The organism is Labrys sp. HAY1-8F, assembly GCF_056754975.1.
In genome coordinates, this window is the sequence record NZ_JBPGWZ010000001.1 from 630,353 (window position 1) to 653,876 (window position 23,524).

Here is a 23,524-nt window from a genome sequence, read left to right on the forward strand (position 1 = left end):
CATGGACTTCCTGATCGGTTATGGGCTGCTGGCCCTGTTCTTCATCGGCGTCGTCGTGGTGCTGGAGCGCACCCGCCAGCAGGGCCGGGACTTCACCGACTATGCGGTGGCCGGCCGCTCCTTCGGGTCATGGTTCCAGACCATGGCCTTCCTCAACACCTGGCTGCCCGGGACGATCTTCATCGCCTTCGCCGGGCTTTCCGCCTCAGCCGGGGTGATCGGCTACTATGTGATCTCCTATTCGCTGCTGGCGGTGCTGTTCATGTTCCTGATGGCGCAGCGCGTGTTCGACTGGGGCAAGGCATTCAACCTGCGCACTCAGGCCGATTTCGTCGGCATGCGCTACAATTCCACCAGCGTGCGCGTGATTGCCGCCGTGATCGGCGTGATCTCGGCCTTTCCCTGGCTGGTACTCGCCTTCCAGTCGCTTGGCCTCGTCTTCTCCTATCTGTCCTTCGGTGCCGTTGCGCCGACGATGGCGGTATTCGTCGGCATCGCGGTACTGGCCGTCCGGCAGATCTGGACGGTGCGGCTGGGCATGCGCGGCATCGTGATCTCGGACATGATCCAGGGCATCTTCGCCTATGGCATCGGCGGGCTGGTGGCGCTCGGCCTGATCGTCTGGCTGATGTCGCAGGGCCTGGGCTTTGCCGGCCTGCCGGAGAGCTTTGCCAGCCTGCCGGGCCTGCACAGCGATCTCGGCCCGCTCTACTATTTCTCGCTGGTGTTCACCGGCGCGATGGGCTCGTGGTGCTGGCCCGATATCTTCGTGCGCCTGTTCACGGCCAGGAGTGCCCAGGCGGTGCGCAATTCCGCCCTCAAGGCGGCGCCGTTCATGTTCGTGTTCCTCGCCATCATGCTGACCATGAGCATGCTGGCCTCCCAGCTTCCGGAGGTGGCGAAGGCACCGGACAATGTCTGGTTCCTGGCGGCCGGGCATGGCGGGCCGTTCGTCCTGGCGCTGGCGGGCGTGGCCGTGTTCGCCGCCACGGTGGGCAATGTGAACGCCATCACCGCTGCGGTCGGCACCCATACCGCCCAGGATATCATCCATGTCGGCGGCGCGGATGAGGCCACCAACACCCGTACCGCGCGCATCACCATCGTCATCGCTACCTTGCTGGCGGTGGTCGGGGCGGTGGCGACCGCCAATGTCACTGCCGGCCTGCTCACTCTGGCGCTCGCCTCTTATCAAGGCATCGTCCAGCTCGCCCCGGCGCTCTATCTCGGCATCTTCTGGCGCCGGGGCAACGCGGCGGGTGCCGCCAGCGGCATGGTCGCTGGTTTTTCGGTGGCCGTGGTACTGCAGTTCCTCTACCCCGTGTCCATTCCAGCCTTGGCGGGGATGACCTCGGGGGTGGTTGGCCTCATCGTCAACACGCTGGTCTATGTCGCGCTGTCCTACGCCTTGCCACAGAATGAGGCCGAGCGCCGGCGCATCGGCCGGCTGTTTGATGGCGCGGCGGAAGAGGCGGGCGATGATCTGCCGGCCGGCAAAGCGCAGCCGCGGCCGCGGCCGATCTGATGGTATGAAGTACCCCCGCGCCGCAAGTTTCCGGCGTGGGGGCCTCGTGCCGAGCCCCGGGCAGACGTGGTTCCGCCCGCCATGAAGGCGGCAGCTATCTACGGCCTTGAATGTCCCGAGGCCGCATCGCCGATCATCGTTTGGTCCGCCTCATCGGCAAGGTTGAGCGTGATTGAGGCGCCATCTGCCACGCGCTTGCGCAGGGCGTCGGAACGGCCGGGTTCCAGGCGCAACCGTTCCTGGCGGTGGAGCGATTGCAGCCTTGCTCGCGACAGGCCGAGTTCGCGCGCCAGGAGGCGGTCCAGGCGAATTCCCGCTGGCAGGTCGACACTGAGTTCGACATGCAGGATGGACCAGCCATCTGGCCGGTCGAGCACTCGCTTGGTGACGTCGACCTCGGCGCATTCCTCGATATGGAAGGCGTGCGAGCGCAAGGCTGCGAGATCGAAAGCCTGGCGACCAATCCAAATCGGGTCGTTCGTCTGCAACGCGGCGAGCATGTCCGGAGGAATATCCCCTGCACGGGCCGGCGCTCGAACAGCGGCCTGTTCCAGCTCTTGTCGCAAACCGGGCATTTATAGATCAGCCAGGCATCGAGCCGTCGGCCATTGGCATTGAGCCTTGCCTTGCCGCTGCAACGGAAGGGGCGGGCGATGCCGCATCCGGTGCAGGCCAGCCAGGGTTCAGGGGGGCTTCGGGGCGTGACGGTCCAGCGGACCCTGAGAAGATTGCACATACCGTCTCGGTCTTCCGTAAGGAAGTCCAACGAGATGGCGATCGGAGAGGCCCGTTACGGGCACGGTATGGCGATGTTCGCTGGGGAGGGAGCTGGGGCAGCGGCCTGTGTGCATGGCACATTCGGACAAGCCAGACCGGTCTCGGACCACCACCCGGTGAACACGATTACCCGCCGGGTTGCCGGCTGGCCGCCCAGGCGATGGGATGGAAAGGAAGAGACCGGTATTTACTTAGGCAAAATCGAACCTCGGCGCCCCAACGCTTGCTGGCGGATTGCTTAGCCGGCCGGGGGCGTCCTGGCAATCTGGCCGGTGATGAAACTGCAAAGAGAAACCGCCGCGCAATCCGAAGATGCGCGGCGGCTGTGACGAAGTCCGATTGCCGGGGAGCCCGCCAATCAGCGGCCTGCATTCTCCGGCAGAGGCAGAGGTTCCGCCTTACCGACGATGAAGGCGTAGGAAAAGGCGCCTAGCACGGCGAAGCCGGCCGCCAGGGCGAAGGCGGGCGTATAATCGCCATGGAACATGTCGAGCAGGAAGCCGAACATGAAGGGGCTGATGATGCCGGCAATGTTGGAGGCAAAGTTCTGGATGCCTCCGATCGAGGCGACATGGCGCGAGCTTGGCGCCACGTCGGCGGGCAGGGACCAGATCCCGGTCGCGGCGATCGCCAGGCTGGAATAGGAGATCGCCAGGAAGAATAGGGCCAGATAGATGGAGGAGGCGAAGGCGGCGGGCAGGATAGCGGCCCCGCCCGAAAAGGCCGCCGACCATCACGACCTTGCGCACCGTGGTAACGTTGGCGCCGCCACGGATCAGGCGATCGGCATAGGCACCGGCGATCCAGGCCGTCACCACCGCGGCAAGACCCGGCAGCATGCCGAGGGTGCCCAGTTCCTTCAGATTGAGGCCGCGGGCGTTCTTGAGATAGTCGGGGAACCAGGTGAGGAAAAAGTAGATCACGAAGTTGAGGCAGAAGAAGCCGAGCATCATGCCCCAGACCGTACGGTAGCCGAACAATTGCGACCAGCGGATCTTGGTGGCTTCGCTGTCGTCATTGGCCTCGGTGCGTCCGCCATTGTCGGCGATGTATTGACGCTCGAGGTCGTTGGCATCGGGATGATCGACGGGATCGCGATAGTACCAATACCATACAAGCGCCCAGACGATGCCGGCCATGCCGAGGATCACGAAGGAATAATGCCAGGTCGCTACGACGAGAAGGCTGGTGACGATGGGCAATGAGAGCACCGTGCCGACCCGCGAGCCGGAATCGATCACTGCGGTGGAGAAGGCACGCTCGCCCACCGGAAACCAGCGCGAAGCTGCCTTGGTTGCCGCCGGATAGGCCGGCGCCTCGCCGGCGCCCAGTGCAAAGCGGAAGGCGAAGAAGCCCCAGAAGCTGCGGGCGAGGGGGGTGAGCGCCGTGAAGATCGACCACCAGATCGCCGCGATGGTAAAGGCCCGGCGCGAGCCGACCTTGTCGGTGAACCAGCCCGCGATCAGCATCATCCCGTCATAGGCCCAGAAGAAGGCGCCAAGGATCAGTCCCTTCTGGGTATTAGTAAGATTGAGGCCGAGATCCGCATCGATATAGGGCAGCGCCACGCTCATATTGGCCCGGTCGAGATAGTTGATGACCAGGCCCGCGAAACACAATGTCAGGATGATATAGCGGGTGCGTGAGGCGCCAGGAGGCGCTTTCTGACTGCCACCCCGCGCGGGTGAACTAGCGGGTGTCGTATGCATGATCGGGTTCCTCCTCCCGTAGGCGTTTGTTCGTGGCGTTCGTCACGACCTTTCCGAATGGCCGCAGTTCCATTTCGAGAGCGGTTCGCACAGGTGGCGAGCCGAGAGCAGGATCCAAGTCCTGGAGATGAAGTCAGCGTAAATTCGCCTGCCTTCTTGGAGAAAGGCGGGGTGTCTAGACGAGTATTGAAAGGTGATCACACTTCCCGGCGCGCAAGAATTGCCGACCGGCATCAAAGAGGCTCATAACCAGCCTATATGCCGGTCCTGCCACATTTTCCTCCCGTTCAACTTTGGTCGAACTCCTTAGTGATTGCGCAATCATTTTGCAAGGTCTATCTTTGCATCGAAAAAACAGCGACGGGCCTTCGACATGAAAAGACCCAAGAAACGTTCAGGGAAGAAACGCATAACATTGGTCGAGATTGCCGAGGCTGCGGAAGTTAGCGCTATCACCGTGTCGCGCGCCCTTCGCAATCCGCAATCCGTTTCGCATGAGCTCAGGCAACGCATTCAGCAAATCGTCGACGATCTGGGATATGTGCCCGATCCTGCAGCGAGCGCGCTGGCTTCGGCTCGGACGAATGTCATCGGCGTGCTGATTCCGTCAGTGACCAACAATGTTTTCGCGGATGTGATGCGTGGGGTCTATGCCGAGGCAGAGGCTACCGCCTTCCGGGTACAGTTGGGCAATACCCGCTATTCCCTTATCGAAGAGGAAAGGCTGCTCCGGGTGTTCCTCAGCCAGCGCCCGGCCGGCTTGGTCGTGGCCGGCATCGATCAATCGGAGGCGGCCCGTGCGCAGCTCCTGCAGGCCGAGTGCCCGATCGTCCAGATCATGGAGGTCGGCCACGACCCTGTCGATATGATGGTCGGGTTTTCGCACCATCGCGCCGCATTCGCTGCCACGAGGCATCTGGTGGAGCGCGGATACCGGCGGATCGCTTTTCTGGGTGCGCGCATGGATCCGCGCACGCAGAGGCGCCTTCAAGGTTTCATCCAAGCGCTGGACGAAGCCGGCTTGCTCGATGAAAAGCTCATCGTCACGACCCCCAGGCCATCCACCGTGTCGCTGGGTTGCGAGTTGATGTCCGAATTGCTGGCGCGAGCGCCCGACGCCGATGCCGTGTTCTGCAACAATGACGACCTTGCGGTCGGCGTGCTCTTCGAAGCTCAGCGTCGCCGTATTGCCGTCCCCCAGCAATTCGGCATTTGCGGTTTCAACGATCTGGACATCATGGCTGTCGCGAATCCCGGTCTCACCAGCGTCAGAACCCACCGAGAAGATATGGGCAGGAAAGCCATGAGGATGTTGATCGACAGGATTGGCGGAAAGCATATCGAGCCGCGGCTGATCGATCTGGGTTACGAGTTGGTCACGCGGGAGAGCACGGCGCGCCATATGAGCATAACGGCTCCGCCCTGATGGTTGCCGGTACCTCGATCCGCCTCGGCTCCAATTCCTCGTGTCATTGCTATTCCGAGAACCCAGTCGCATCTATTTCGATCGGCGAATCGTATTTGATTCGAGAAATGAGGTGCTCCTTTACACATTTACTGAGGCGCTGTGACCAGTGCGTCGTATAGTCTGTCAGTAGATCCTCGAAAGTCTTGCGGAACGGCTTCGTTTTCCAGTTGGAAAAGGCGTTATATGCTTGGTCGTCCGACGCCAATTCCAAGAGGTATTTTGCCAGGGACTGCGGGTCAGGATACAAACTGGCATCAATATAACACCGATCTCCCGGAGCAAATTCCTCGATATTAGGTGCGCCGAGATAGACCGGAACGGATCCCGCCCAAAGTGGGTCGAAGAATTTTTCGGTGACGTAGTCCTCGGCGCAGGCATTCTCAAATGCAATGGTGAATTTGTAGTCGGCAATCGTCTTCAGTTTGCTCCTACGTCCAAGATCAGGATCAAGGACGCGATTCCGCATAAACCGGCCATAGGAATCAATTGCTAGGTACTGGGCTAAGTCCTGGAGATAGCCAGATCTGCCACTTTGATCGAACCGGCTGGAAATAAAGGAAGCTACGAGCGCGTCTTTTTTTTTGTAATGCGACGGCGGCCGACGAAAGCTTTCATACATGGCGGCGATGTCACCATGAGGGTTCGCGTAATTCAACGTGACGTCTGCGGTTCGTCGATAAGTCATCGTGAGATCGAAGGCCGCCATGAAATTGGGGTCGGACATGAATGGATAGTGTTGCTCGCACTCCATGGACCAAGCGACCCAAAGCTGTCTTGGGCGCTTTTCTGGCGGCGTTTCGCCCGCCCCAGCGGTCGGCGTCCGCTTGAACCGCCATTCGGGCAGATGGAAGACGACTGCGTCGGCAGCGCTAAAAAGGCCACGATCCGTCGAGAACTCGATTCCCTCAACAGGCCCGGGCAAATCGAGCGGCGCTCCCCAGAGGGTATCATAGAATAGGATCAGCACGCAGGGAAAAGTCCATTTTCTCGAGCCAGTCACTTAAGTTACGAAATTATATTTGTTTGTCCAATGTCTCTTTTATATTACGTTACGTAATTATCGCGCTCCTTTGTGAGGAGGCAATCATTGCGATTGATCGATTGGGGCCGCGGCGATCAAGCCGCGTTTATCCAAAGGAAGGACGGGCACTCGCCTCGCCTGAAGAGCTTGGAACCATCGTGGGGTTCGCCAGGGTGCCGTTGCGTTAAGTCTAATTGGTGACTCGCTCTGTTTCGGGGCCCCGGTAAGGTTCTTCCAAGAATGAGGAGGATACATGCCTAAGTACATCGTCCCGAAACGGCAAATCAGCCCATTTGGGCTTCGCATGGATCCCGAACTGCGAAAGCTCCTCGAAGGACAGTCGAAGCTCAAGGGCCTTTCTCTCAACTCTCTGATCGTCTCCATCTTGGAAACTCACGTCCACGGCACGATCAATCTCGTCGATCGAGTTGCCAAATTGGAGGAGCAGTTTCAGGAGGTTCTTACCAAATAGGGCCCTTATGGCGTTCAAAGGGGAGGTGGTAAGGAGAGCGTTTTGCAGAGTGTTGCCGCCCCCTGCCGCTATTCTCACGATCTGGCTGCAGGGCGCAGAAATAAAAGCCCGGCATATCGCCGGGCCTTGTTTGCATTCTGGCTGATGAGTATCAGAACTTGTAGCTGATGCCGAGATTGACGGTGGTCTGATTCCAGCCGGCCTTGACGCTCGGGTCCGTCACGACATAGCGCTTTTTCTGGAAATCAGTGTAGCGCACTTCCAAGCGGCCGATCCAATTCTGGGTGAAGGCATATTCGGCGCCGGCACCAATGGTCCACCCGATATGGGTGTTGGTGTCGCTGGTGCCGTAGGCGGTGCCGAAATACTGGCCGGAATCCGACAGCTTGCCGTTGGCGAAGGCGATACCACCCGTGGCGTAGAGCAGGATGTTGTCGAGAGCGTAGCCGGCGCGCAGCCGGGCCGAGCCCTGCCACTCGCTCTTCATCTGCAGGCGGCCGCTCCAGCCTCCACCATAATAGCTGTAGCGATGGCTGCCCTTGAGATCGGCGTAGTCGATATCCACCTCGCCACCGATCACGAATTGGTTGATCTGGTAGTTGTAACCGGCATGAGCGCCGCCCACGAAGCCATTCATATTGAAATGATCAGCAACCGACTGGGTCTGGGCCGGGGTAGGGGGCAGGAGCGGGCCGTTCTCGGAATAATTGTCGTTCTCGCGGCCCCAGCCATAGCCCGCATGCAGGCCGATATAGGGACCGGACCAGTCATAGGGCGTATAGACGGGAGCGACGGGTTCGACCGGTCGCGGTGCGAGGTCGGCAGCGTCAGCGCCGCCGGCAACCAAGGCTGCGACCATCACGGTCGGTACGAAAACTGCCTTGAACATAAATTGTTCTCTCCCACATGTGTTCACCGAAAATCCAGCGGCTGGCGCTGAAACTTTCCTATTTCAGAAGCTATGGGGACGTCGCGTTTTCGAGTCAAAAGAATATAAATTACCTTAGGGAATATATCGCATTATCGGAATTACATGTGGCGAAATTGCAACAATTACCAGCACTGTCGGTCAAATTTTACCTCCTTTCCATGCTTAATATCCACCACGCGCTTGGATTTTTCGAATTGTCTAACCAAGATACACTCTGATCATTCATAATCGTCGCTTCGAACGGCCATATCGATTGACAGACTCTAATCCGATACCTAATGAATATTGATTATGCGTTTAAATGGCATCCGCCTGCTGCGATATATGATGAGGTATGAGATGGCCGCCACTGCTGCGAAGAAACTCGATGCCGGGAGCGCCGCTCCCGTGGCCACTATCAAGAAGACGGGCATTCTCGTCGCCCGAGCCCCTTATGAAGCACCCAAGGTGCTGTCCTTCTCAGTCAAGGAATTGTCCACCGATAATGCCCTGTCAATGTTGGGCAACACCTGATCGCGCATTTTTGACGATCCTCGTCATGGAGCGTGTCTCCGCTCGCTATTTACAAGCAAGCGGATGCGCGCCAGAGCCGGTATAGCAAGTATGGCACTCACATCTCTGCTGCCGGAACCGCGAGCTTCGTGCTGACAAGGCCATCCGATTAGATGCGCCCCGATCTCGAACGCCCGGACCGGCTTGAGGGGATGCAGGGCACATTGACTTTGGCAACGACCATCTGTCGAAAATGCCCCTTGGCCCGGCCGGAGGCATGGGATTATGTTCCATAAGATATGTTATGCGAATTAATTCCCTGTAGCGCTCCGCTGAAACGGTCATACCTCTCCTCATTGGACATATCTCTTTTCCAAGGCGCAACGCCTTGGAAGTTCAGTGTGATGATGGCGGTGTCAAAGACACCGCCTTTGATTGGAGTGCTTACTTGCGAAGCTCGGTCCAGATCTTCTTGTAAAGCGCGTCGACCTCCGGCGGGCACATCAGCGCCACGGTGCCATGGGCCTTGGCATCGGCGGGAACGACAATCTCAGGAGCGTCCCTCATCTCGGCTGGCATGTATTTTTCCGAGCCTGCGATGCCATTCGCGTAATGATGGAAGGTGGAGTTCAGTGCAGCGTTCTCAGGATCCATCATGAAATTCTGGAACAGCCTGGCGTTGTCGACATTCTTTGCTTCTTTCAGCACCGCCACATTGTCGGACCAGTACGTGAAGCCTTCCTTGGGATAACCGTAATGGATCTGGGGATGCGCCAGGCGCGTGCGCAGGGCCGCCCCGTTCCAGGTCAACGAGGCCTTGAAGTCGCCTGCCCCCATCTTTTCGATGGCATTGTATTCCATGGCGATCCAGTTCGGCTTGGCGGCCGTCAGAAGGTCACGGGCTTTCTTCAATACCTGCTTGTCGCCGGTGCACTGCTCGCCGCCGACATAGCGGATGGCGGCCGTAATGACGTCCTTCATCTCCGGAACGACGTTGACCTTGCCCTTCAGCTCGTCCGGCGTCTTAAAGATGATATCCCAGGTGTTGATGTCGCCCTTATACGCCTCGGTATTGACGACGACGCCGATCGTACCCCATGCCCACGGCACGGAATATCTGCGGCCGGGATCGAAACCAGGATCCGCCCATTCCGGAGTGACGTTCTTGAAATTCTCCATCTGGCCGGGATTGGTTTCGAGCAGCAATCCTTCCTTGATCCAGATCGGCAGATAAGTCTGCGAGGGCACGACGATATCGAAACCTGAACCACCCTGGCGCGCCTTGGCGAGGGCCGTATCGTTGGAATCATAGTCGGTGATGGTGACCTTGACCGTGTATTGCTCCTCGAATTTCTTGATGAGCTTGGGGTTGGTATAGTTGCCCCAATTATAGATGTTGAGCTCGCCTTCGGCATGAGCGACGCCCGTCATGGCAAGAAGCATCAGCACCGATCTGGGGATGGACCATTTCAAATACACAGGGGATTCCCTCCAACACATTCATCGATCTATCTGCCGTGAGGGCCTCGAACAGTCCAGAGGCTCGGCGCATGACTGTGAAGATATAGTCTGACCTATTTGACGCAGGCCCCGCGTGCAGCCAGATCGTTTTGGGTCAAGCCAGAGCAGCGTAGATGGATCGGCTACGAACTCGACGGTCTATTGGTTCCCCAAATCCGAGAGGTAAGCGGGCCGTGCGCCGCGTCACGTTTGCCCAGACACGGCAAGCTCAAACGCCTCAGCAACTGGTATCGCGGCCAGCCCGGCACGAAGCTCAATATCAAAATGCCCAATGCCCCCAGGTTATGCTCTTCCAAAAAGGCCTTGGCGACAAGCGCGGACCGTGTGGGAGAACAAAGCCCCTCCCCGCCATTCCAATCAGAAATTGATTATATGAAACAAATTTTTGAATTAATTTGTTAAATTGATATCTGATATTTCAGGTCGAGGGAAATGGCGGATCGGGTTGCGCTTGACGCCCAAATCCAGCCAATGAGGCGTAGCCACGCACGACACGCTCTCGCTCCTCATAGGTTGCAACGGCCTCGATATCGGCAAAACCGTCGGGCGCCCGAGCTTCCACCATATCGATCACGCCTTCGGGACCGCCCTTGCGATTGGCCAGGACGATCTGGGCGGTGCTGGGGCGTCGCTCTGCGTCATAAGCCGCCAGGGCCGCCTCGATCGTATTCGCGGCGCGGAGGTGCTCCGACAGGGATCGGGCGTCGAGAATGGCCTGACTCGCGCCGTTCGAACCGACCGGATACATGGGATGGGCTGCATCCCCCAGCAAGGTAACGCGCCCGAACGACCAGCGCGGCAGTGGTTCGCGATCGCAGTTGGGATATTCGTAGAACGCGTCCGTGGCTTTGATGATTGCGACGGGATCGACATAGTCGAGGTGGAAGCGGTCGCGAACGAATGGCAGGACTTCTTCGAGCACGCCGGGCCTGCTCCAGTTTCCCAGGGAGAAGCTCTGAACCCTCTCTTGGCCTGCTCGTGCCATCACCGCCCAATTGGTGAGGTGCGTCTCTGAGTTTTGTTCATGTTTTTCAATTGGATAGAACACGAATTTGGCAGAGTTTCCACCCGCGATCGCCATGGTGCGACCGTCCTGCCATTTCGGCCAGGGGGTGGCGCCACGCCAGAGCATGATGCCGCTCCAGATCGGCTGGCCCTCTCCAGGATAGAGTGCGGCACGCACGGCCGAATGAATGCCATCGGCCCCCACGAACAGGTCACCGACAGCTTGCGTCGGCCTGCCGAGGCTGTCCGACAGGTGAACGATGACGGCATTACTGTTTTGCTCGAAACCATTCACGCGGCATCCGGTGCGGATCACCGCCGGGCCCATCCGCTCGATCACGGCGCGATGGATCAGGCCGAGCAACCTGCCTCTGTGAATGCTGAACTGAGGTGCGGCGAGACCTGCATCGATGCCGCGCAACTCGCGCCACACCACCTGCCCGAACCGGTTCGCATAGATCAATTCGCGCGTCCGGATGCCCGCGGCATCGAGTTCCTCGATCAGCCCCAGCTCCGTCAACAGGCCGACGGCATGCGGCAACATGTTGATGCCGACGCCCAGTTCACGCACATCCTTTGCGCCCTCGAAAATCTCGACGTCCACTCCCACCCGATGAAGGAACAAAGCAGCGGTCAACCCACCGATGCCAGCTCCCGCAATCAGTGCCTTCATGATCCTGCTCCGTATTCAGAATGCATATTTGGCATGAGGAAACCTATCATCCCAAGATCCAAGACCATCGCTGGCCGTCTCAGTTGGCTCGGTTCGCCTTCACAGTGACGAATTCGGGCATGATTCCTCCTGCTCTCCTATCGTTACCTGCCTCAAGGACGAAGCAGTGCGCACTTTTCCGACATTCGACCGGATACGCCAGCTCGAAAGCCGTCGCCCTTCCCGCCAGTGTCGCCGACCGCCTTGCGCACGGCAACCGGACAGGTTTCACTGTTGCGCAAGCCGGGAAGCACGGACGGGCGGTCCCCAAGCGTCAGGACAAGGCGTGGAAGCATGGCATTTGCGATCAAGGCCGAGATTCGTGACCTGGATGCGGAAAATCTCAGCTTCACCGCACAGAAGACGATGTATGGCGGCAAGCATATCGCTGAGGGCGACATCATCTTCCTGTTTGCGAGTGAAAATGAGGGGGGCCAGGGTCTTTTCGCCCGTGGCGTCGTGACCTCTGCCGAGGCGGTTGCCAAGAAACAGAACACCCTGCGGCAGACCCCGCGCGTGAGCATTGCCGTGCGCCGCATCGCGCTTGCCCGGAGGCCACTGGGGCGCCGCGAGCTCAAACGTCTCAGCAATTGGCAGGACGGCCACCCCGGCACGGAGCTCAATTTCAAATTCTATCGGCAAGCGACGAACAAGATCATCGGCATCACGGACGAGGCGGCGGTGTTCCTCAGCCAGTTCTTCTAGAGAGAACTGCTGATGAATGGATTCATATCTATAAATATTAAGCGATATCAATATATTATAGACATTTTATTAACATCTAGATTAAGTATGATACTATGGAGAAAAATGCTTCAAGTCTACGGATCCGGCCGGGCGACTCTGCGTGCGGCGATGGCCAGCAGCTTGAGGGGCCCCTCCAATGCCTGGCTGGCCCGATCAGTCTCGCCGCCTGTCGGGGGATGCGTATATTCGACACGCCCATTCTCGTAGATGTCGATCTCGAACCGACTGTCGGCGGCCGTCACCGTCAGGGTGATCGAGTCGGGCGTCAGTCGGTCCAGCACATACCAAAGCTGCTGCTGATCCAGCGTTCGCAACAGGCTGAAAAGTGGATGCGTCATGCTCGATGCTCCTCGAATCACGACCATGCCCACCGGCCTGTTGCGGAGGGCCGAGATGGCATTCCCCGCTCTTTGCAGCGAGGTGGCGTTTTCCTGGTCAAAAAACTATTAATAACAATAGGTTATAGAGTATTAGGTTCTGCCGGAGCGCGATTTGGCGGCCAATTCGGCTAACGCCCGGTCTGGTGACGATGTTCCGCCGTCCCTACCCGCAGGGTCGTGTTTCAGATGCCATCATCCGTCGCGTAGTCGCGCGTAAAATAGGTATTGGTCAAGGCCACAACCTCTGTTCTGTTGCGCGCATTGAGACGCTTCATGATGTTCCTGACATGCACTTTCACCGTGAACTCGCTCATCTCGAGTTCAGCAGCAATCAGCTTGTTCGGCAGTCCCCTGCGGATCAGACCGACGACCTCGAGCTGCTTTGCGGTCACCCGATCCCGCAAGGATCCCCCACCACTTGGCAAAGGCATGGTCTCGGTTCGAGACTGCATCACGCTGTGGGAGGGCACGAACACACCGCCGCTGCGGACCAGGCGAATGGCGGCGATGGCGACATCGACATTGGAATCCATGGCGATGAAGCCACTGGCACCCTGCTCCAGAGCCTTCGAAACGTCGCTTGCCGATTTCATGTCGGAAATCACCACAACCCGCACACCGGGCGTGACGGCAAGAACGCGCCTCACCATTCGCTCGACGGCGATTGTCGTCTCCCGTGTACCGGTGACGCACAGCAATGCGATGGAGGCGCCCTGCCCCCGCCTGCCCCACTCTTCGACGTCGGCGTAACCCTCCACCACCAATCCGGTTTCAGAGCCTGTCAGGCAATGCATGAGGCAGGTCCGGGTCAAGGCATTGGCGCAGATGACAACGACATGTGCGCTGGTATCCCGATATATCTGCACGGCTGGAACGGGCACGCTGTGATCGAGCGGGAGTTGCCCCGCAGTATGTTGCGGTATCGGCGCGGGAACGGCGTGCTGCTCGTCGGCGACCGGAGCGGTTGGCTTGCGAGGCGCCGACGAAGATAAGGGCATAGCGCGGTTCCAGCGGGTTGGTGCAGGCTCAACGGAGACCGCATGTGCCTTTGCGCACAGCCATTGCCTCAGCAGAACGTGAGGTTGCTCGAACGGCACCGCAATGTCAAATCCGAATATGAAATTGACATTTTAAAGCTCGTGGGTAAAAAGTTACTTCTCAAGAGACAGTGTCCAAGCTTCATGCCCAGACCCCTGCATGCCCGTCGTGTTTCGCCAGACAGCCAGGAGCGTGGCGTGAAGACGCGCCAAAACCTGATCGAAACGGCCGGACGGGTCTTTGCCGACAAGGGCTACCATGCGTCGACGAGCCGGGAAATTTGCGATCTGGCCGGCGTCAACACAGCGGCGGTGAACTATTATTTCGGTGGTATCCGCCCGCTCTATGAAGCGGCGGTGTCAGAGGCACGGCGCGAGGTCGTCATTCCGCCCGAGGCATTCGCGGCCATTCTGGAACACGCCGAGCCCCTGGATCAGCTCAAGGCCTATTATGGCCTGATGGCCCGGCGATTGCTGTCGCCGGCCGAACGCTCATGGCAGATCAGGCTGGTCACGCGCGAGATGGTGACGCCCACAGTCTCCACGCTGATTGTGGACGAGGATTTTCTGGCGCCCCAGGTCCATTGGCTGCGTGACCTGCTTGCCCGCATGCTAGATCGTCCGCTGGATCATCCCGACATCGGTAGGGCCGAACTGGCGCTCAACGCACCCTTCATGGTCCTGGCTACGGTGGAGCGCGGTGTGCTGGAATCCATCGCCCCGAGCCTGGCAGAGCGCGAACGGGAGATCGAACCGATGTCATGCGCGCTGGAAACATTCGCCCTCGCCGGCCTGCAGGCCCTGGCGCGCAAATGCCCCGGTCATTAGTGTCTCTTTGCGAGAGAGCACACTTTGCCGATGGCAAGGCGTGTTCACGACAGAGCGCTTTCTTGGCCGAAGTCCTTGTTTAAACGCGTCTTTGCGATTCTGCGTGACTCAACGAGGTCGCAAAATGGCCTACAGGCCCGCCGCCGTAGTGGCGCGATTGCGGCCGGATCTCTTGGCTTCATACATCGCCCTGTCGGCCGCCTCGATCAATTTTTCGGGCCGGTCGTCGCTGGCCGGAACGTGGGTTGCGCCGCCAACGCTGATGGTGACCTTGTCGGCGATCGGAGAGGCCGCGTGCGGCAGCCCTAGCGCCTCGATGGCCTGCACCACCTTATCTGCAAGAAAGGCAAGATCGCCCGCCTGGGTTTGCGGCAGCACCACGGCGAATTCCTCACCCCCCAGGCGTACTGCCAGGTCCTTGGGGCGATGGAAGGTGCCCCTCACCGCTGTCGCCACCGTTTTCAACACCTCGTCACCGGCAAGGTGGCCATAGGTGTCGTTATATTGCTTGAAGTGATCGACATCGATGATCAACAACGAGATCGGCTCTTTCGCGCGTATGGCCTGGCGCCACTCGGTATCAAGATATTGATCGAAATAGCGCCGGTTGCTGAGGCCCGTCAGGCCGTCAGCATTGGTCAGGCGCTGCAACTCGAGATTGGTCTCCATCAACTCCTGCTGGCTTCGACGCAAGGCACGATAGGCTTCGTCGCGTTGGATCTGGGTCAGATAGGCCGCCGAATGGTAGCGGATGCGCGCAATCAACTCGATCCGGTCGGGCAGCTTGACGAGATAGTCATTGGCGCCGATCCGAAAAGCTTCGCTCTTGACAGCCGCCTCCTCCTCCGTCGAGAGCACGATGACGGGAATGGCCTTGGTGGCGGGGTCAGCACGATATTCGCGGACCAGGGTCAGGCCATTCATATTGGGCATCACCAGATCCTGCAGGATCACGGTGGGCTTCACCCGCTTGGCGATGGCAAGGGCCTCCAGCGGATTGGAGCAATAATGCAATTCGATCTCGATCTCATCGATCAGCGCGCGCCGGATGGCCTCGCCGACCATGATCTGATCATCGACCAGAAGGACCATGACCGACTGATGGATGGTGTCGAGGGAGGCGGCGCCGTGGGATTTGACGTCTGCTGGCTGGCTCATGGGGCAGTTCCTCTTCTCAGGCGCGGCGAGCCGAGCAGTTCGGTCAGACGCGAGGCGATTCTGTCCAGCGGCAGAATGTCCGTCGCGGCACCCAGGGCGGCTGCCGCCTTGGGCATGCCATAGACCGCACTTGTAGCCTGGTCCTGCGCGATAGTGTGATGTCCAAGTTCACGGAGCGCTTTCAGGCCGCGCGCTCCATCCGACCCCATGCCGGTCAGCAGGACGCCGGTCACCGGACCTTTCCATAGGCGTGCCACGCTGTCGAAAAAAACGTCCACGGACGGACGATAAACCTGATCGACCGGATTGGGCGTATAGCCCAATTGCCCGCCGACCTTGAAAACCAGGTGATTGTCGGTGCCGGCGACCAGAACCTGTCCCGGCAAAGCGCGATCTCCCTCACTCGCGAGCTGGACCGGAAGAGCGGAATGCTGGCTGAGCCAGTTGGCAAGGCCGGGCGCAAAGCGGGCATCGACATGCTGAATGATCACGATGCCGGCAGCAAAATTACCGGGCAGGCTTTTCAACACCGTGGCCAATGCGGTGGGACCGCCGGCCGATGCGCCGATTGCGATGAGTTGCTGGGTCTGTGGTCGTGCCGTATCGGCAGACCTTTGCCTGGGATTGCCGTCGGTGACCAGATTAGCGATCACGTCGATCTTTGCCAGGAGGGGGCGTGCCCCCCAACGCGTCTCGCGCGAGCCTAGAAGTGGCGTGTCGACCGCATCGAGAGCCCCCTCCCCCATGGCGGCAAAAACGCGTGCCGCATTGGTCTCGACATCAGCTGTCACGATCAGGATGGCGCAGGGCGACTGCGCCATGATCCGACGGGTGGCTTCGATACCGTCCATGCGCGGCATGATCAGGTCCATCAGCACGAGATCGGGCAGGTCCCGGCTGCACAACTCCACTGCCTGCACGCCATCGGCGGCGACCCAGGCAAGCTGATGCTGGGGTGCCATGGCAAGCACCCGCCGCATTGCTTCCACCGCCAGCGGCAAATCATTGACGATCGCGATCCTCATACCCCAGCCTCGCCAATCAGATCCACCACTGCGTTGATCAGAGTATCATCCTGGAAACTGCCTTTGGTAAGATAATAATCCGCCCCAGCGTCCAGGCCGCGCTGGCGATCCTCCGCTCGATCTTTGTAGGACACGATCATCACCGGCAGCGATTTGAGATCGGCGTCCTGCCGGATGCGGTGGACCAGTTCGATCCCGTCGATGCGCGGCATGTCGATATCGCTGATCAGGAGATCGAAACGGCCGTTGCGCAAGGCGTTCCAGCCATCCATGCCGTCGACGGCCACTTCGACCTCGTAGCCGCGATGGTCGAGCAGTTTGCGCTGCAGCTCGCGCACGGTGAGGGAATCGTCGACGACGAGCACGCGCTTGCGCCTTTCCTCCTGCCTGCCGGCCTTCTTTCGGCCAATCTGAGCAAGCTGATCAGCGGAGGAGAGTTTTTCCATGGAACGGATGATGTCCTCGACGTCGATGATCAGGAGCGGCGAGCCGTCCTCCATCAAGGCAGCCGCACTGATATCCTTGATCTTGCCGAGGCGCGGGTCGAGCGGCTGCACCACCAGCTCGCGACCGCCGAGGAAGCGCTCGACCACCAGTCCGTACATGGCACCGGGGCTGCCGACCACGACGATGCGCAATTCGCCGTTGGGATCATCAGCCGGCGGACAACCCAGCACCTGATGTGCCGCGACCAGGCCGACCAGCTGTCCATCGAGGTTGAAATGCTGGCGCCCTTCCAGGGTCTGGACCTGATCGCCGGCGATCTTGATGGCGCGCACGATATGGGCGAAGGGAAAGGCGTAGGGCTCCCCGCCGATTTCCACGATCAGCGAACGGACCACCGAGAGCGTGAGCGGCAGCTCCAGCTTGAAGCGTGTACCTTCACCGAGCTCGGACGTTACTCGCACCAGGCCGCGAACCTGGCGGATCATCTCCTGCACGACATCCAGCCCTACGCCCCGGCCGGAAATAACGGTGACCTTTCCCTTCATGGAGAAGCCGGGCAGGAACAGGAATTCGAGCAATTCATGGGCGCTGAGCCTGTTCGCCGTGTCCGAGCTGGCAAGGTTTCGTGCAATCACGGTTTGGCGGATCTGTTCGAGATCGATACCGCGCCCATCGTCCGAGACGGTGATCTGCAACGTGCCCGCGCGGTGCGATGCTTCCAGACGGACCACGCCTTCGTTGGCCTTGCCGGCGGCAACCCTTTCGTCGGGGCTTTCAATACCGTGATCAAGGGCGTTGCGCAGGAGATGACCAAGCGGAGCATCGAGCCTGTCCAGAATGTCCCGATCCACCAGCGTGCGCTCGCCGACGATCTCCAGCCGCACCTTCTTGTCGAGTTCGCGCGCAATGTCGCGCACCATGCGCGGATAGGCCGCGATGCCGTCGGAGAAGGGACGCATGCGTATCGCCAGCGCTTGATCGTAGAGCCGGTGGGCGAGCGTGGTGGCCTGATGGTCGGTGGCTTCCAGTTCTCCCAGTCGCTGCGACAGATGCTGCCGGCATTCCAGAAGGCGTTGCTGGGCCTTGTCGAGGGCCGATTGCGCCCGTTCATCCAGGGCGTGGACCGGCAAGACAGCGCGCAGCGACTCCAATGCACTCGCCGCCTCGAGCTGGAGACGCTTGAGGCGTTGCAGCGACTGACCGAAAGGTCCCAGCCATCGCGATTCCACCAGTGATTCACCGGCGAGATCGAGGAGCCGGTTGAGATTTTCGGCACTGACTCGCAGGGCCCGGTCGGTTGATCCGGAGGCTGAGGTCGTTTCCTCCGCCACCGGTAGGGGCAGTGGGGTGGGCTCGGGCGTCTGCTTCGGCACCGGCGCCGGCATTTCCGCAGCTTCGGCTTGAGGCTGGCTGAGTTCCAGGACGAACTGATCGGCTTCGGCCTGCCAGGCCTCGTCGCGCGAACCGCTTTCGAGATCCGGCGATCTGGCGAAAGTCAGAAGCAAATCCACGCCGCGCAGGAGTACGTCGATCCGACCGTGATCCAGCCGGGCGCCGCGCTGTTGGGCCAGAACGAAAAGATCTTCCATCGCATGCGCGATCGTCACGGCGGCATGGATCTCGACGATGCGGGCAGCCCCCTTGAGGGAGTGAGCGGCTCGCATGCAGGCCTCGATCTGGTCGGCTCGCGCCGGATCCTTGTCGAGCGCCAACAAGGCCGTCGTCATCGCCTCGGCCTGTCCTTCCGCTTCGATGCGAAACAGGTCGCGCATCGAGAATTGGCTGAGATCCTGTGTCATCGTGCCAGCCCCCTGCCGAGGGTCTCGAACAACGCATGCTCATCGAGCCGGCCGACATTTCTGTCGCGCCAAGACAGCAGGCCTCGGGTGAAACCCGAACTCGACTGGGCCACGGTGGCCGGCACAGGCTTCAGCTCCGCTTCCACATAGAGATGGGTGTACTGGACCTCGTCGACGGGAAACGCAAAGCGGGAACCGGCATGGTGGGCGACGATCAGCCGGCCCTGCGGCGAATGCTGCTCGCCGCCGATGAGGACCTGGGCGATCGAGACGCAGATCACCAATTCGCCGCGCACATTGACCAAGCCCAGCAGCGCAGGATTGCGCCGGTGCGGCAGTGAATGGATGGGGCGCAGGCCGGTCACCTCGTCCAGGACCAGCGTGGGCAAGGCAAACCACTCGCTGCCCAACCGGAAGACCAGTACCGATTGGCTATTGGACGAACGCGCGATCGCGCCCGCCTCCGCTGGCGGAAGGGCAGCGGTGATCTCTCCTGGGGGAACGTCACGATCGAGCAATCGAGAGGCCGCGCGTGAAAACACCTCACAATTGTGGCAATGCGCATGGCGCCGGAGTTCCGGGCATGATTTGTCGCCGCGCACGCCGATCCGCTGCCAGCAATTGTCGATCTCGAAGGGCGACGCTGCGGCGGGAACGTCGGAAGCCAAGCTCGTCATCGCACTCTCCGTTCGTCCAGGCGTCGCAAGCGCTCGTCGAGCAGTCTGGCGCCGCCATGATCGCCCTGTTTCCTGAGCAAGAGGGCGAGATGGCCGAGCGCCTCGGTATTGGCGGGATCCAGATAGAGGGCCTTGCGGTAATAGCGCTCTGCCGTGCCCAGATCGCCGGAGGCGTCGCTGATCAAGCCCAGCAGTGCCAGGGCGTCGGGAGTTGCGCCATCCTGACGGATCAACGCTTCGCATCCACGCGCAGCCTCCTCCAGCCGGCCCCGATCGGCCAGCCGGCGCAGTTCGTCAAGGTCTGGCAGCGCTGCTTCCCGCTTCTCCTCGCGTCGAGGGGGGGCGGGAGCGAAAGGCCTCGGTTTCGGCAGTGGCGGCGGCTCACGCCGTGGCGGGGTCGCGATTGCCGACGGCGTGGGTCTTGCCTTGGTAGTGCTTAGGCGGGCGCTTTCCTTGTGGAAGGCGAACGCCATCGGAATCTTGGTCGAGGTGAAGCCGTTGGCCCCCATCAGCCCGGCCTCCGAATGGCCGACAAAGGCGATCCCATGGGGCGCGAGCAGGCGCCGGATCACGGCGATCGCCTGCCTTTGCGTCGCCGCATCGAAATAGATCAGCAGGTTGCGGCAAAAAACGAAATCATAGCTCGCCGGGTCGGCATAGAAATTCGGCGCCACGATATTGCCCAGGCTGAACTGCACGGGGCTGCGGACGGCGTCCCAAAGCCTGTATCCGTCCCTGGTTGCTTCGAAATAGCGGTCGCGGAAAGCTAGGTTCTCCCCCCGAAACGAGTTGCGCCCATAGATGCCCTGTTTGGCAAGGGCAAGCGAGCGAGCGCTGAGATCAACGGCGTCGATACGGAATTGATCGACGGTCAAGCCCGCATCGAGCAGCGCCATGGCGATCGTATAAGGCTCCTCCCCGCTCGAGCAAGGCAGGCTGAGGAGGCGCAATGGGCGAGAAGCATCAGCTTGAAACATTCCACGCGTCACCAGCCGCGCCAAGGCAACGAAAGCCTGGGGAGCGCGAAAGAACCAGGTCTCGGGGACGATGACCGCCTCGATCAACTCCTGCACTTCTTCTTCGGAATTTTGCAGCAGTTCCCAATAGGCCTGGGCGCCGTCGAGCTTGCACGCCTTGTACCGCGCCACCACCGCACGCTCGATCGCCGACGGACCGATCGAGGCAGCATTCAGCCCGATGACGCGCCCCAGGAATTGCTCGAAGCGCGGGTCGCTCATTGGCTGGCCACCGGCTGGCTGCGAACGGCGGTGAGAAGCGCAGCTGGGAGCAGGCCTTCCAGTTGAACACGCTGAACCAGGCCATGCGGGCCGGGCGCGAAAGGTGCGAATTCGGCCGGATCCAGCCGGAGCATCTCCGTGGCATTTTCCGCGATCAGACCCAGCAGGACGGTATCGTCCTGCGGATGGCGTATGACGATGATGCGCGTGCTCAGGCGCCGGCGCGCCGGCCGGCCAAGCTCGAGGGTACACAGATCGATGACCGGTACATAACGGCCGCGATATTCGAAGGAGCCGGCGACCCCCTCGGGCGCCTGACGCACCTTCTTCAATTCCGTCAACGGCATGACCTCGACGATCGGATCGATCGTCATCGCAAAGCCCTCATCGCCGATCCGGAAATAGAGGAAGAGCATTCTGAGTTCCGCCATATCCTGGAGAAAAGCGCGTTCTGGCGAAAACGCGCTGCAGCTCCAGCTTCTTGTTTCCATGCGCCCTTGCGCGTCAGGCCATCTCGAGCTTGAAGCGTGCGATGCTTCCGCTGAGATTGCTGGCGACGTGATTGAGTTCGTCGATCGCCGAGCTGGACTGGCGCAGGGATTCCACCGTCTGCTGCGTCGCTTCGGTCAGCTGTATGAGCGCCTCGCTGATCTGCTCGGCCCCCGTCGCCTGCGCCTGCATGCCTTCGCTGACGGATTCATAGCGGGGCGTAAGCGCCTGCACCTGCGTGATGATCTCGGAAAGTTTGGCTCCGATCTCATGAACGTCATGCAGGCCGCGTCGCACTTCCTCCGAGAACTTGTCCATGCCCATGACGCTGGCCGACACGGCGGACTGGATCTCCTTGACCATCTGCTCGATGTCGTAGGTGGCGACGGCCGTCTGGTCGGCTAGACGCCGAATTTCCGAAGACACCACGGCAAAGCCGCGCCCGTATTCGCCGGCCTTTTCTGCCTCGATAGCGGCATTGAGCGACAAGAGATTGGTCTGATCGGCAACCTTGGTGATCGCCGTGACCACCTGGTTGATGTCGCTGGCTTTTTCGTTCAGCACGGCAAGCTTGGCGGTGATGGAGCTGGCAGCGCCCATCACCTGGTTCATGGTGTCCTCCATATGGGCCAGCTCGACCTTGCCTCCCGATGCCAGACTGGCGGTGTGCTCGGACACCGTCACGACATCGGACATGGTCCTGACCAATTCCTTGGAGGTTGCTGCGATCTCGCGGGAGGTCGCACCGATCTCCGTTGTGGTGGCGGCGACTTCCGAGGCCGTTGCCTGCTGCTGTTTGGACGTCGCCGCAATCTCGGTCATCGACGTGCTGACGCGGATACCCGAGCGCTGGACCTGGCCGACGAGTTCCATCACTTCGTCGGCCATGCGGTTGTAGCCTTCGCCGAGATCGCCCAACTCATCCTGCCGAACGATCTGCATGCGCTGGGTAAAGTCGCCCTTGCGCATGGTGTTCATCAGCGTCTTCAACTGCAGCAGGGGCTTGGTGATGGCGCGCAGCAGCGAAAAGCCTGCAAAGGCGGCAACCACCAGGGCAAATGCGAAGGCCACTATCATGGCGCTCAGCAAAGAGAGGATTTCATTGCCGACGATATCGGGCAAGGCAAAGGCGCGTTGCTGGTTGAACGCTATTACATCGGTGAGGTTCTTGAAGGCCGTGTTGAAAGCCGCATCGACACCTGAAGCGGCCGATGCATTCGCCTCCCCGTTCCCAGGCGTGCCGTTGCGCGCCGCCGCCTGCTTGAGAAAGCCTTCCTTCAGGCTCTGATAGGAAGCGACCGAGTCCTTGAAGCGCGAGAAAAGCTGCCGATCGGCGTCGGCAACGATCGTTTCCTCATAGCCCCTGAAAAGTTGCTCCATCTTGGTTCTGCCGTCGGCAAGCTGATCGTCGGTCGGGGCCTTGGCCGCAGCCTCGCGTGACATGACGAAGGCAAGATAGTCGGCAAAAAGTCCATCCTTGACGAAAGCTGCCTGTCGTAGCCCGGCAACGGAGTCGGACTTGAGACCGGTGACATGGTCATCGATCGACTTGAGCTGCCAATAGGCAAACAGCCCGATGGCTAGAACGACCAGAAGGATAATGCCGAAACTCAGCATTATACGCGCGCGGATGGTTACTTGTTTCATGGAAGTTGCCACGTCATTTCAGTCTTGCAACGATCAGCACGTCGAGCATGGTAATATGACACGACCGTACGACGAAATCCGTAGGGAAAGCTATATCGAAATCCATGACGAGTAAGGCCAGGTTCCGCAAATGGAAGCACGCCGGACTGATGGACACTGGCGCTGAGGCCATACATGATTCATCCCCCACCCGAAATCCTTCGCGACATGCTCATTCGGATCGACGGGCTTCCCCGTCGCATTCCTGCGACCATCGGCTCCGACAAACCACACGATCGGATCAAGGCGACCCCTTCGGAGCTTTGATTCTAGCCGACGCGCTCATGCAACCAGATATGCCAACCAAACATTAATCTCTTCATAATGAAGGACTTACTCCCAGAACATGCTTTTATGAAGGAGGCACATCCGTGCATGCC

At 60.1% G+C, this 23,524-nt stretch carries 21 protein-coding genes and 1 pseudogene; 6 read left to right on the forward strand and 16 right to left on the reverse strand.

All coding sequences use genetic code 11. From position 1 onward, the window contains the following. Nucleotide 1: 1 nt before the first annotated feature. Entirely contained in the window at nt 2-1,525 is a 1,524-nt protein-coding gene (locus tag ACR9ZN_RS02905; RefSeq protein ID WP_454818018.1) for a sodium:solute symporter family protein, read from the forward strand. Between the two features lie 98 nt (nt 1,526-1,623). On the opposite strand, the gene ACR9ZN_RS02910 is transcribed toward ACR9ZN_RS02905, so the two are convergent. From ACR9ZN_RS02910 to ACR9ZN_RS02920, 3 genes and pseudogenes are all read right to left on the reverse strand, one after another. Next, nucleotides 1,624-2,025, reverse strand: coding sequence for a DUF1062 domain-containing protein (locus tag ACR9ZN_RS02910; protein ID WP_481271313.1), 402 nt, complete (start codon nt 2,023-2,025; stop codon nt 1,624-1,626). Between the two features lie 62 nt (nt 2,026-2,087). After that, nucleotides 2,088-2,261: pseudogene (locus tag ACR9ZN_RS02915) on the reverse strand (DUF1062 domain-containing protein); the annotation flags it as partial. 439 nt (nt 2,262-2,700) lie between these two features. Beyond that, nucleotides 2,701-4,011, reverse strand: coding sequence for an MFS transporter (locus tag ACR9ZN_RS02920; protein WP_481271314.1), 1,311 nt, complete (start codon nt 4,009-4,011; stop codon nt 2,701-2,703). Nucleotides 4,012-4,384: 373 nt separating this feature from the next. On the opposite strand from ACR9ZN_RS02920, the gene gntR reads away from it, so the two are divergent. Continuing rightward, on the forward strand, nt 4,385-5,437 hold the full coding sequence (gntR, locus tag ACR9ZN_RS02925; RefSeq protein ID WP_481271315.1) for an HTH-type transcriptional regulator GntR: 1,053 nt from the start codon (nt 4,385-4,387) through the stop codon (nt 5,435-5,437). A gap of 49 nt (nt 5,438-5,486) precedes the next feature. Here gntR and ACR9ZN_RS02930 read toward each other — a convergent pair whose 3' ends face one another. Next, entirely contained in the window at nt 5,487-6,446 is a 960-nt protein-coding gene (locus ACR9ZN_RS02930) for a glycosyltransferase family 10 domain-containing protein (RefSeq protein WP_481271316.1), read from the reverse strand. A gap of 307 nt (nt 6,447-6,753) precedes the next feature. Between ACR9ZN_RS02930 and ACR9ZN_RS02935 the strand changes: the two genes are divergently transcribed. Continuing rightward, complete coding sequence (locus tag ACR9ZN_RS02935; RefSeq protein ID WP_434960826.1) at nt 6,754-6,972, forward strand: hypothetical protein; 219 nt, start codon at nt 6,754-6,756, stop codon at nt 6,970-6,972. A gap of 151 nt (nt 6,973-7,123) precedes the next feature. On the opposite strand, the gene ACR9ZN_RS02940 is transcribed toward ACR9ZN_RS02935, so the two are convergent. Continuing rightward, complete coding sequence (locus ACR9ZN_RS02940) at nt 7,124-7,861, reverse strand: outer membrane protein (protein WP_434960825.1); 738 nt, start codon at nt 7,859-7,861, stop codon at nt 7,124-7,126. Between the two features lie 381 nt (nt 7,862-8,242). Here ACR9ZN_RS02940 and ACR9ZN_RS02945 point away from each other — a divergent pair, with 381 nt between their 5' ends. Next, on the forward strand, nt 8,243-8,416 hold the full coding sequence (locus ACR9ZN_RS02945; protein WP_434960824.1) for a hypothetical protein: 174 nt from the start codon (nt 8,243-8,245) through the stop codon (nt 8,414-8,416). A gap of 423 nt (nt 8,417-8,839) precedes the next feature. On the opposite strand, the gene ACR9ZN_RS02950 is transcribed toward ACR9ZN_RS02945, so the two are convergent. Then, nucleotides 8,840-9,838 carry an extracellular solute-binding protein gene (locus tag ACR9ZN_RS02950; RefSeq protein WP_481271944.1) on the reverse strand — a complete coding sequence of 333 codons (999 nt, stop codon included), beginning with the start codon at nt 9,836-9,838 and terminating at the stop codon, nt 8,840-8,842. 496 nt (nt 9,839-10,334) lie between these two features. Continuing rightward, nucleotides 10,335-11,594 (reverse strand): flavin-dependent oxidoreductase, encoded by a 1,260-nt coding sequence (locus tag ACR9ZN_RS02955; RefSeq protein ID WP_481271317.1) that lies wholly within the window; start codon nt 11,592-11,594, stop codon nt 10,335-10,337. 333 nt (nt 11,595-11,927) lie between these two features. Between ACR9ZN_RS02955 and ACR9ZN_RS02960 the strand changes: the two genes are divergently transcribed. Continuing rightward, a complete protein-coding gene (locus tag ACR9ZN_RS02960) occupies nt 11,928-12,338 on the forward strand; it encodes a hypothetical protein (RefSeq protein ID WP_481271318.1) in 411 nt (136 codons plus the stop codon). Between the two features lie 116 nt (nt 12,339-12,454). Here ACR9ZN_RS02960 and ACR9ZN_RS02965 read toward each other — a convergent pair whose 3' ends face one another. Next, complete coding sequence (locus ACR9ZN_RS02965) at nt 12,455-12,718, reverse strand: hypothetical protein (RefSeq protein WP_481271319.1); 264 nt, start codon at nt 12,716-12,718, stop codon at nt 12,455-12,457. Between the two features lie 224 nt (nt 12,719-12,942). Continuing rightward, nucleotides 12,943-13,641 carry a response regulator transcription factor gene (locus ACR9ZN_RS02970; protein ID WP_481271320.1) on the reverse strand — a complete coding sequence of 233 codons (699 nt, stop codon included), beginning with the start codon at nt 13,639-13,641 and terminating at the stop codon, nt 12,943-12,945. A 354-nt stretch (nt 13,642-13,995) separates the two neighbouring features. Between ACR9ZN_RS02970 and ACR9ZN_RS02975 the strand changes: the two genes are divergently transcribed. Continuing rightward, nucleotides 13,996-14,625, forward strand: a complete 630-nt coding sequence (locus tag ACR9ZN_RS02975; RefSeq protein WP_454818000.1) for a TetR/AcrR family transcriptional regulator — start codon at nt 13,996-13,998, stop codon at nt 14,623-14,625. Nucleotides 14,626-14,754: 129 nt separating this feature from the next. Here the strand turns inward: ACR9ZN_RS02975 and ACR9ZN_RS02980 are convergent, their stop codons facing one another. The 7 genes from ACR9ZN_RS02980 to ACR9ZN_RS03010 all read right to left on the reverse strand — a co-directional run bounded on the left by ACR9ZN_RS02980 (nt 14,755) and on the right by ACR9ZN_RS03010 (nt 23,105). Beyond that, nucleotides 14,755-15,783 (reverse strand): diguanylate cyclase domain-containing protein, encoded by a 1,029-nt coding sequence (locus tag ACR9ZN_RS02980; protein ID WP_454817998.1) that lies wholly within the window; start codon nt 15,781-15,783, stop codon nt 14,755-14,757. Beyond that, nucleotides 15,780-16,808: a chemotaxis response regulator protein-glutamate methylesterase gene (gene cheB, locus ACR9ZN_RS02985; RefSeq protein ID WP_454817996.1), complete on the reverse strand. Its 1,029-nt coding sequence runs from the start codon at nt 16,806-16,808 to the stop codon at nt 15,780-15,782. The genes ACR9ZN_RS02980 and cheB overlap by 4 nt, the downstream gene beginning before the upstream one ends. Continuing rightward, complete coding sequence (locus tag ACR9ZN_RS02990; RefSeq protein WP_481271321.1) at nt 16,805-19,054, reverse strand: hybrid sensor histidine kinase/response regulator; 2,250 nt, start codon at nt 19,052-19,054, stop codon at nt 16,805-16,807. Before ACR9ZN_RS02990 ends, cheB begins: the two co-directional genes overlap by 4 nt. Then, nucleotides 19,051-19,731, reverse strand: coding sequence for a chemotaxis protein CheW (locus ACR9ZN_RS02995; protein WP_454817992.1), 681 nt, complete (start codon nt 19,729-19,731; stop codon nt 19,051-19,053). Before ACR9ZN_RS02995 ends, ACR9ZN_RS02990 begins: the two co-directional genes overlap by 4 nt. Then, nucleotides 19,728-20,969, reverse strand: a complete 1,242-nt coding sequence (locus tag ACR9ZN_RS03000; protein ID WP_454817990.1) for a CheR family methyltransferase — start codon at nt 20,967-20,969, stop codon at nt 19,728-19,730. The genes ACR9ZN_RS02995 and ACR9ZN_RS03000 overlap by 4 nt, the downstream gene beginning before the upstream one ends. Next, a complete protein-coding gene (locus tag ACR9ZN_RS03005) occupies nt 20,966-21,385 on the reverse strand; it encodes a chemotaxis protein CheW (protein WP_434960812.1) in 420 nt (139 codons plus the stop codon). Before ACR9ZN_RS03005 ends, ACR9ZN_RS03000 begins: the two co-directional genes overlap by 4 nt. A gap of 88 nt (nt 21,386-21,473) precedes the next feature. Continuing rightward, nucleotides 21,474-23,105: a methyl-accepting chemotaxis protein gene (locus ACR9ZN_RS03010; protein ID WP_454817986.1), complete on the reverse strand. Its 1,632-nt coding sequence runs from the start codon at nt 23,103-23,105 to the stop codon at nt 21,474-21,476. Nucleotides 23,106-23,524 lie beyond the last annotated feature (419 nt).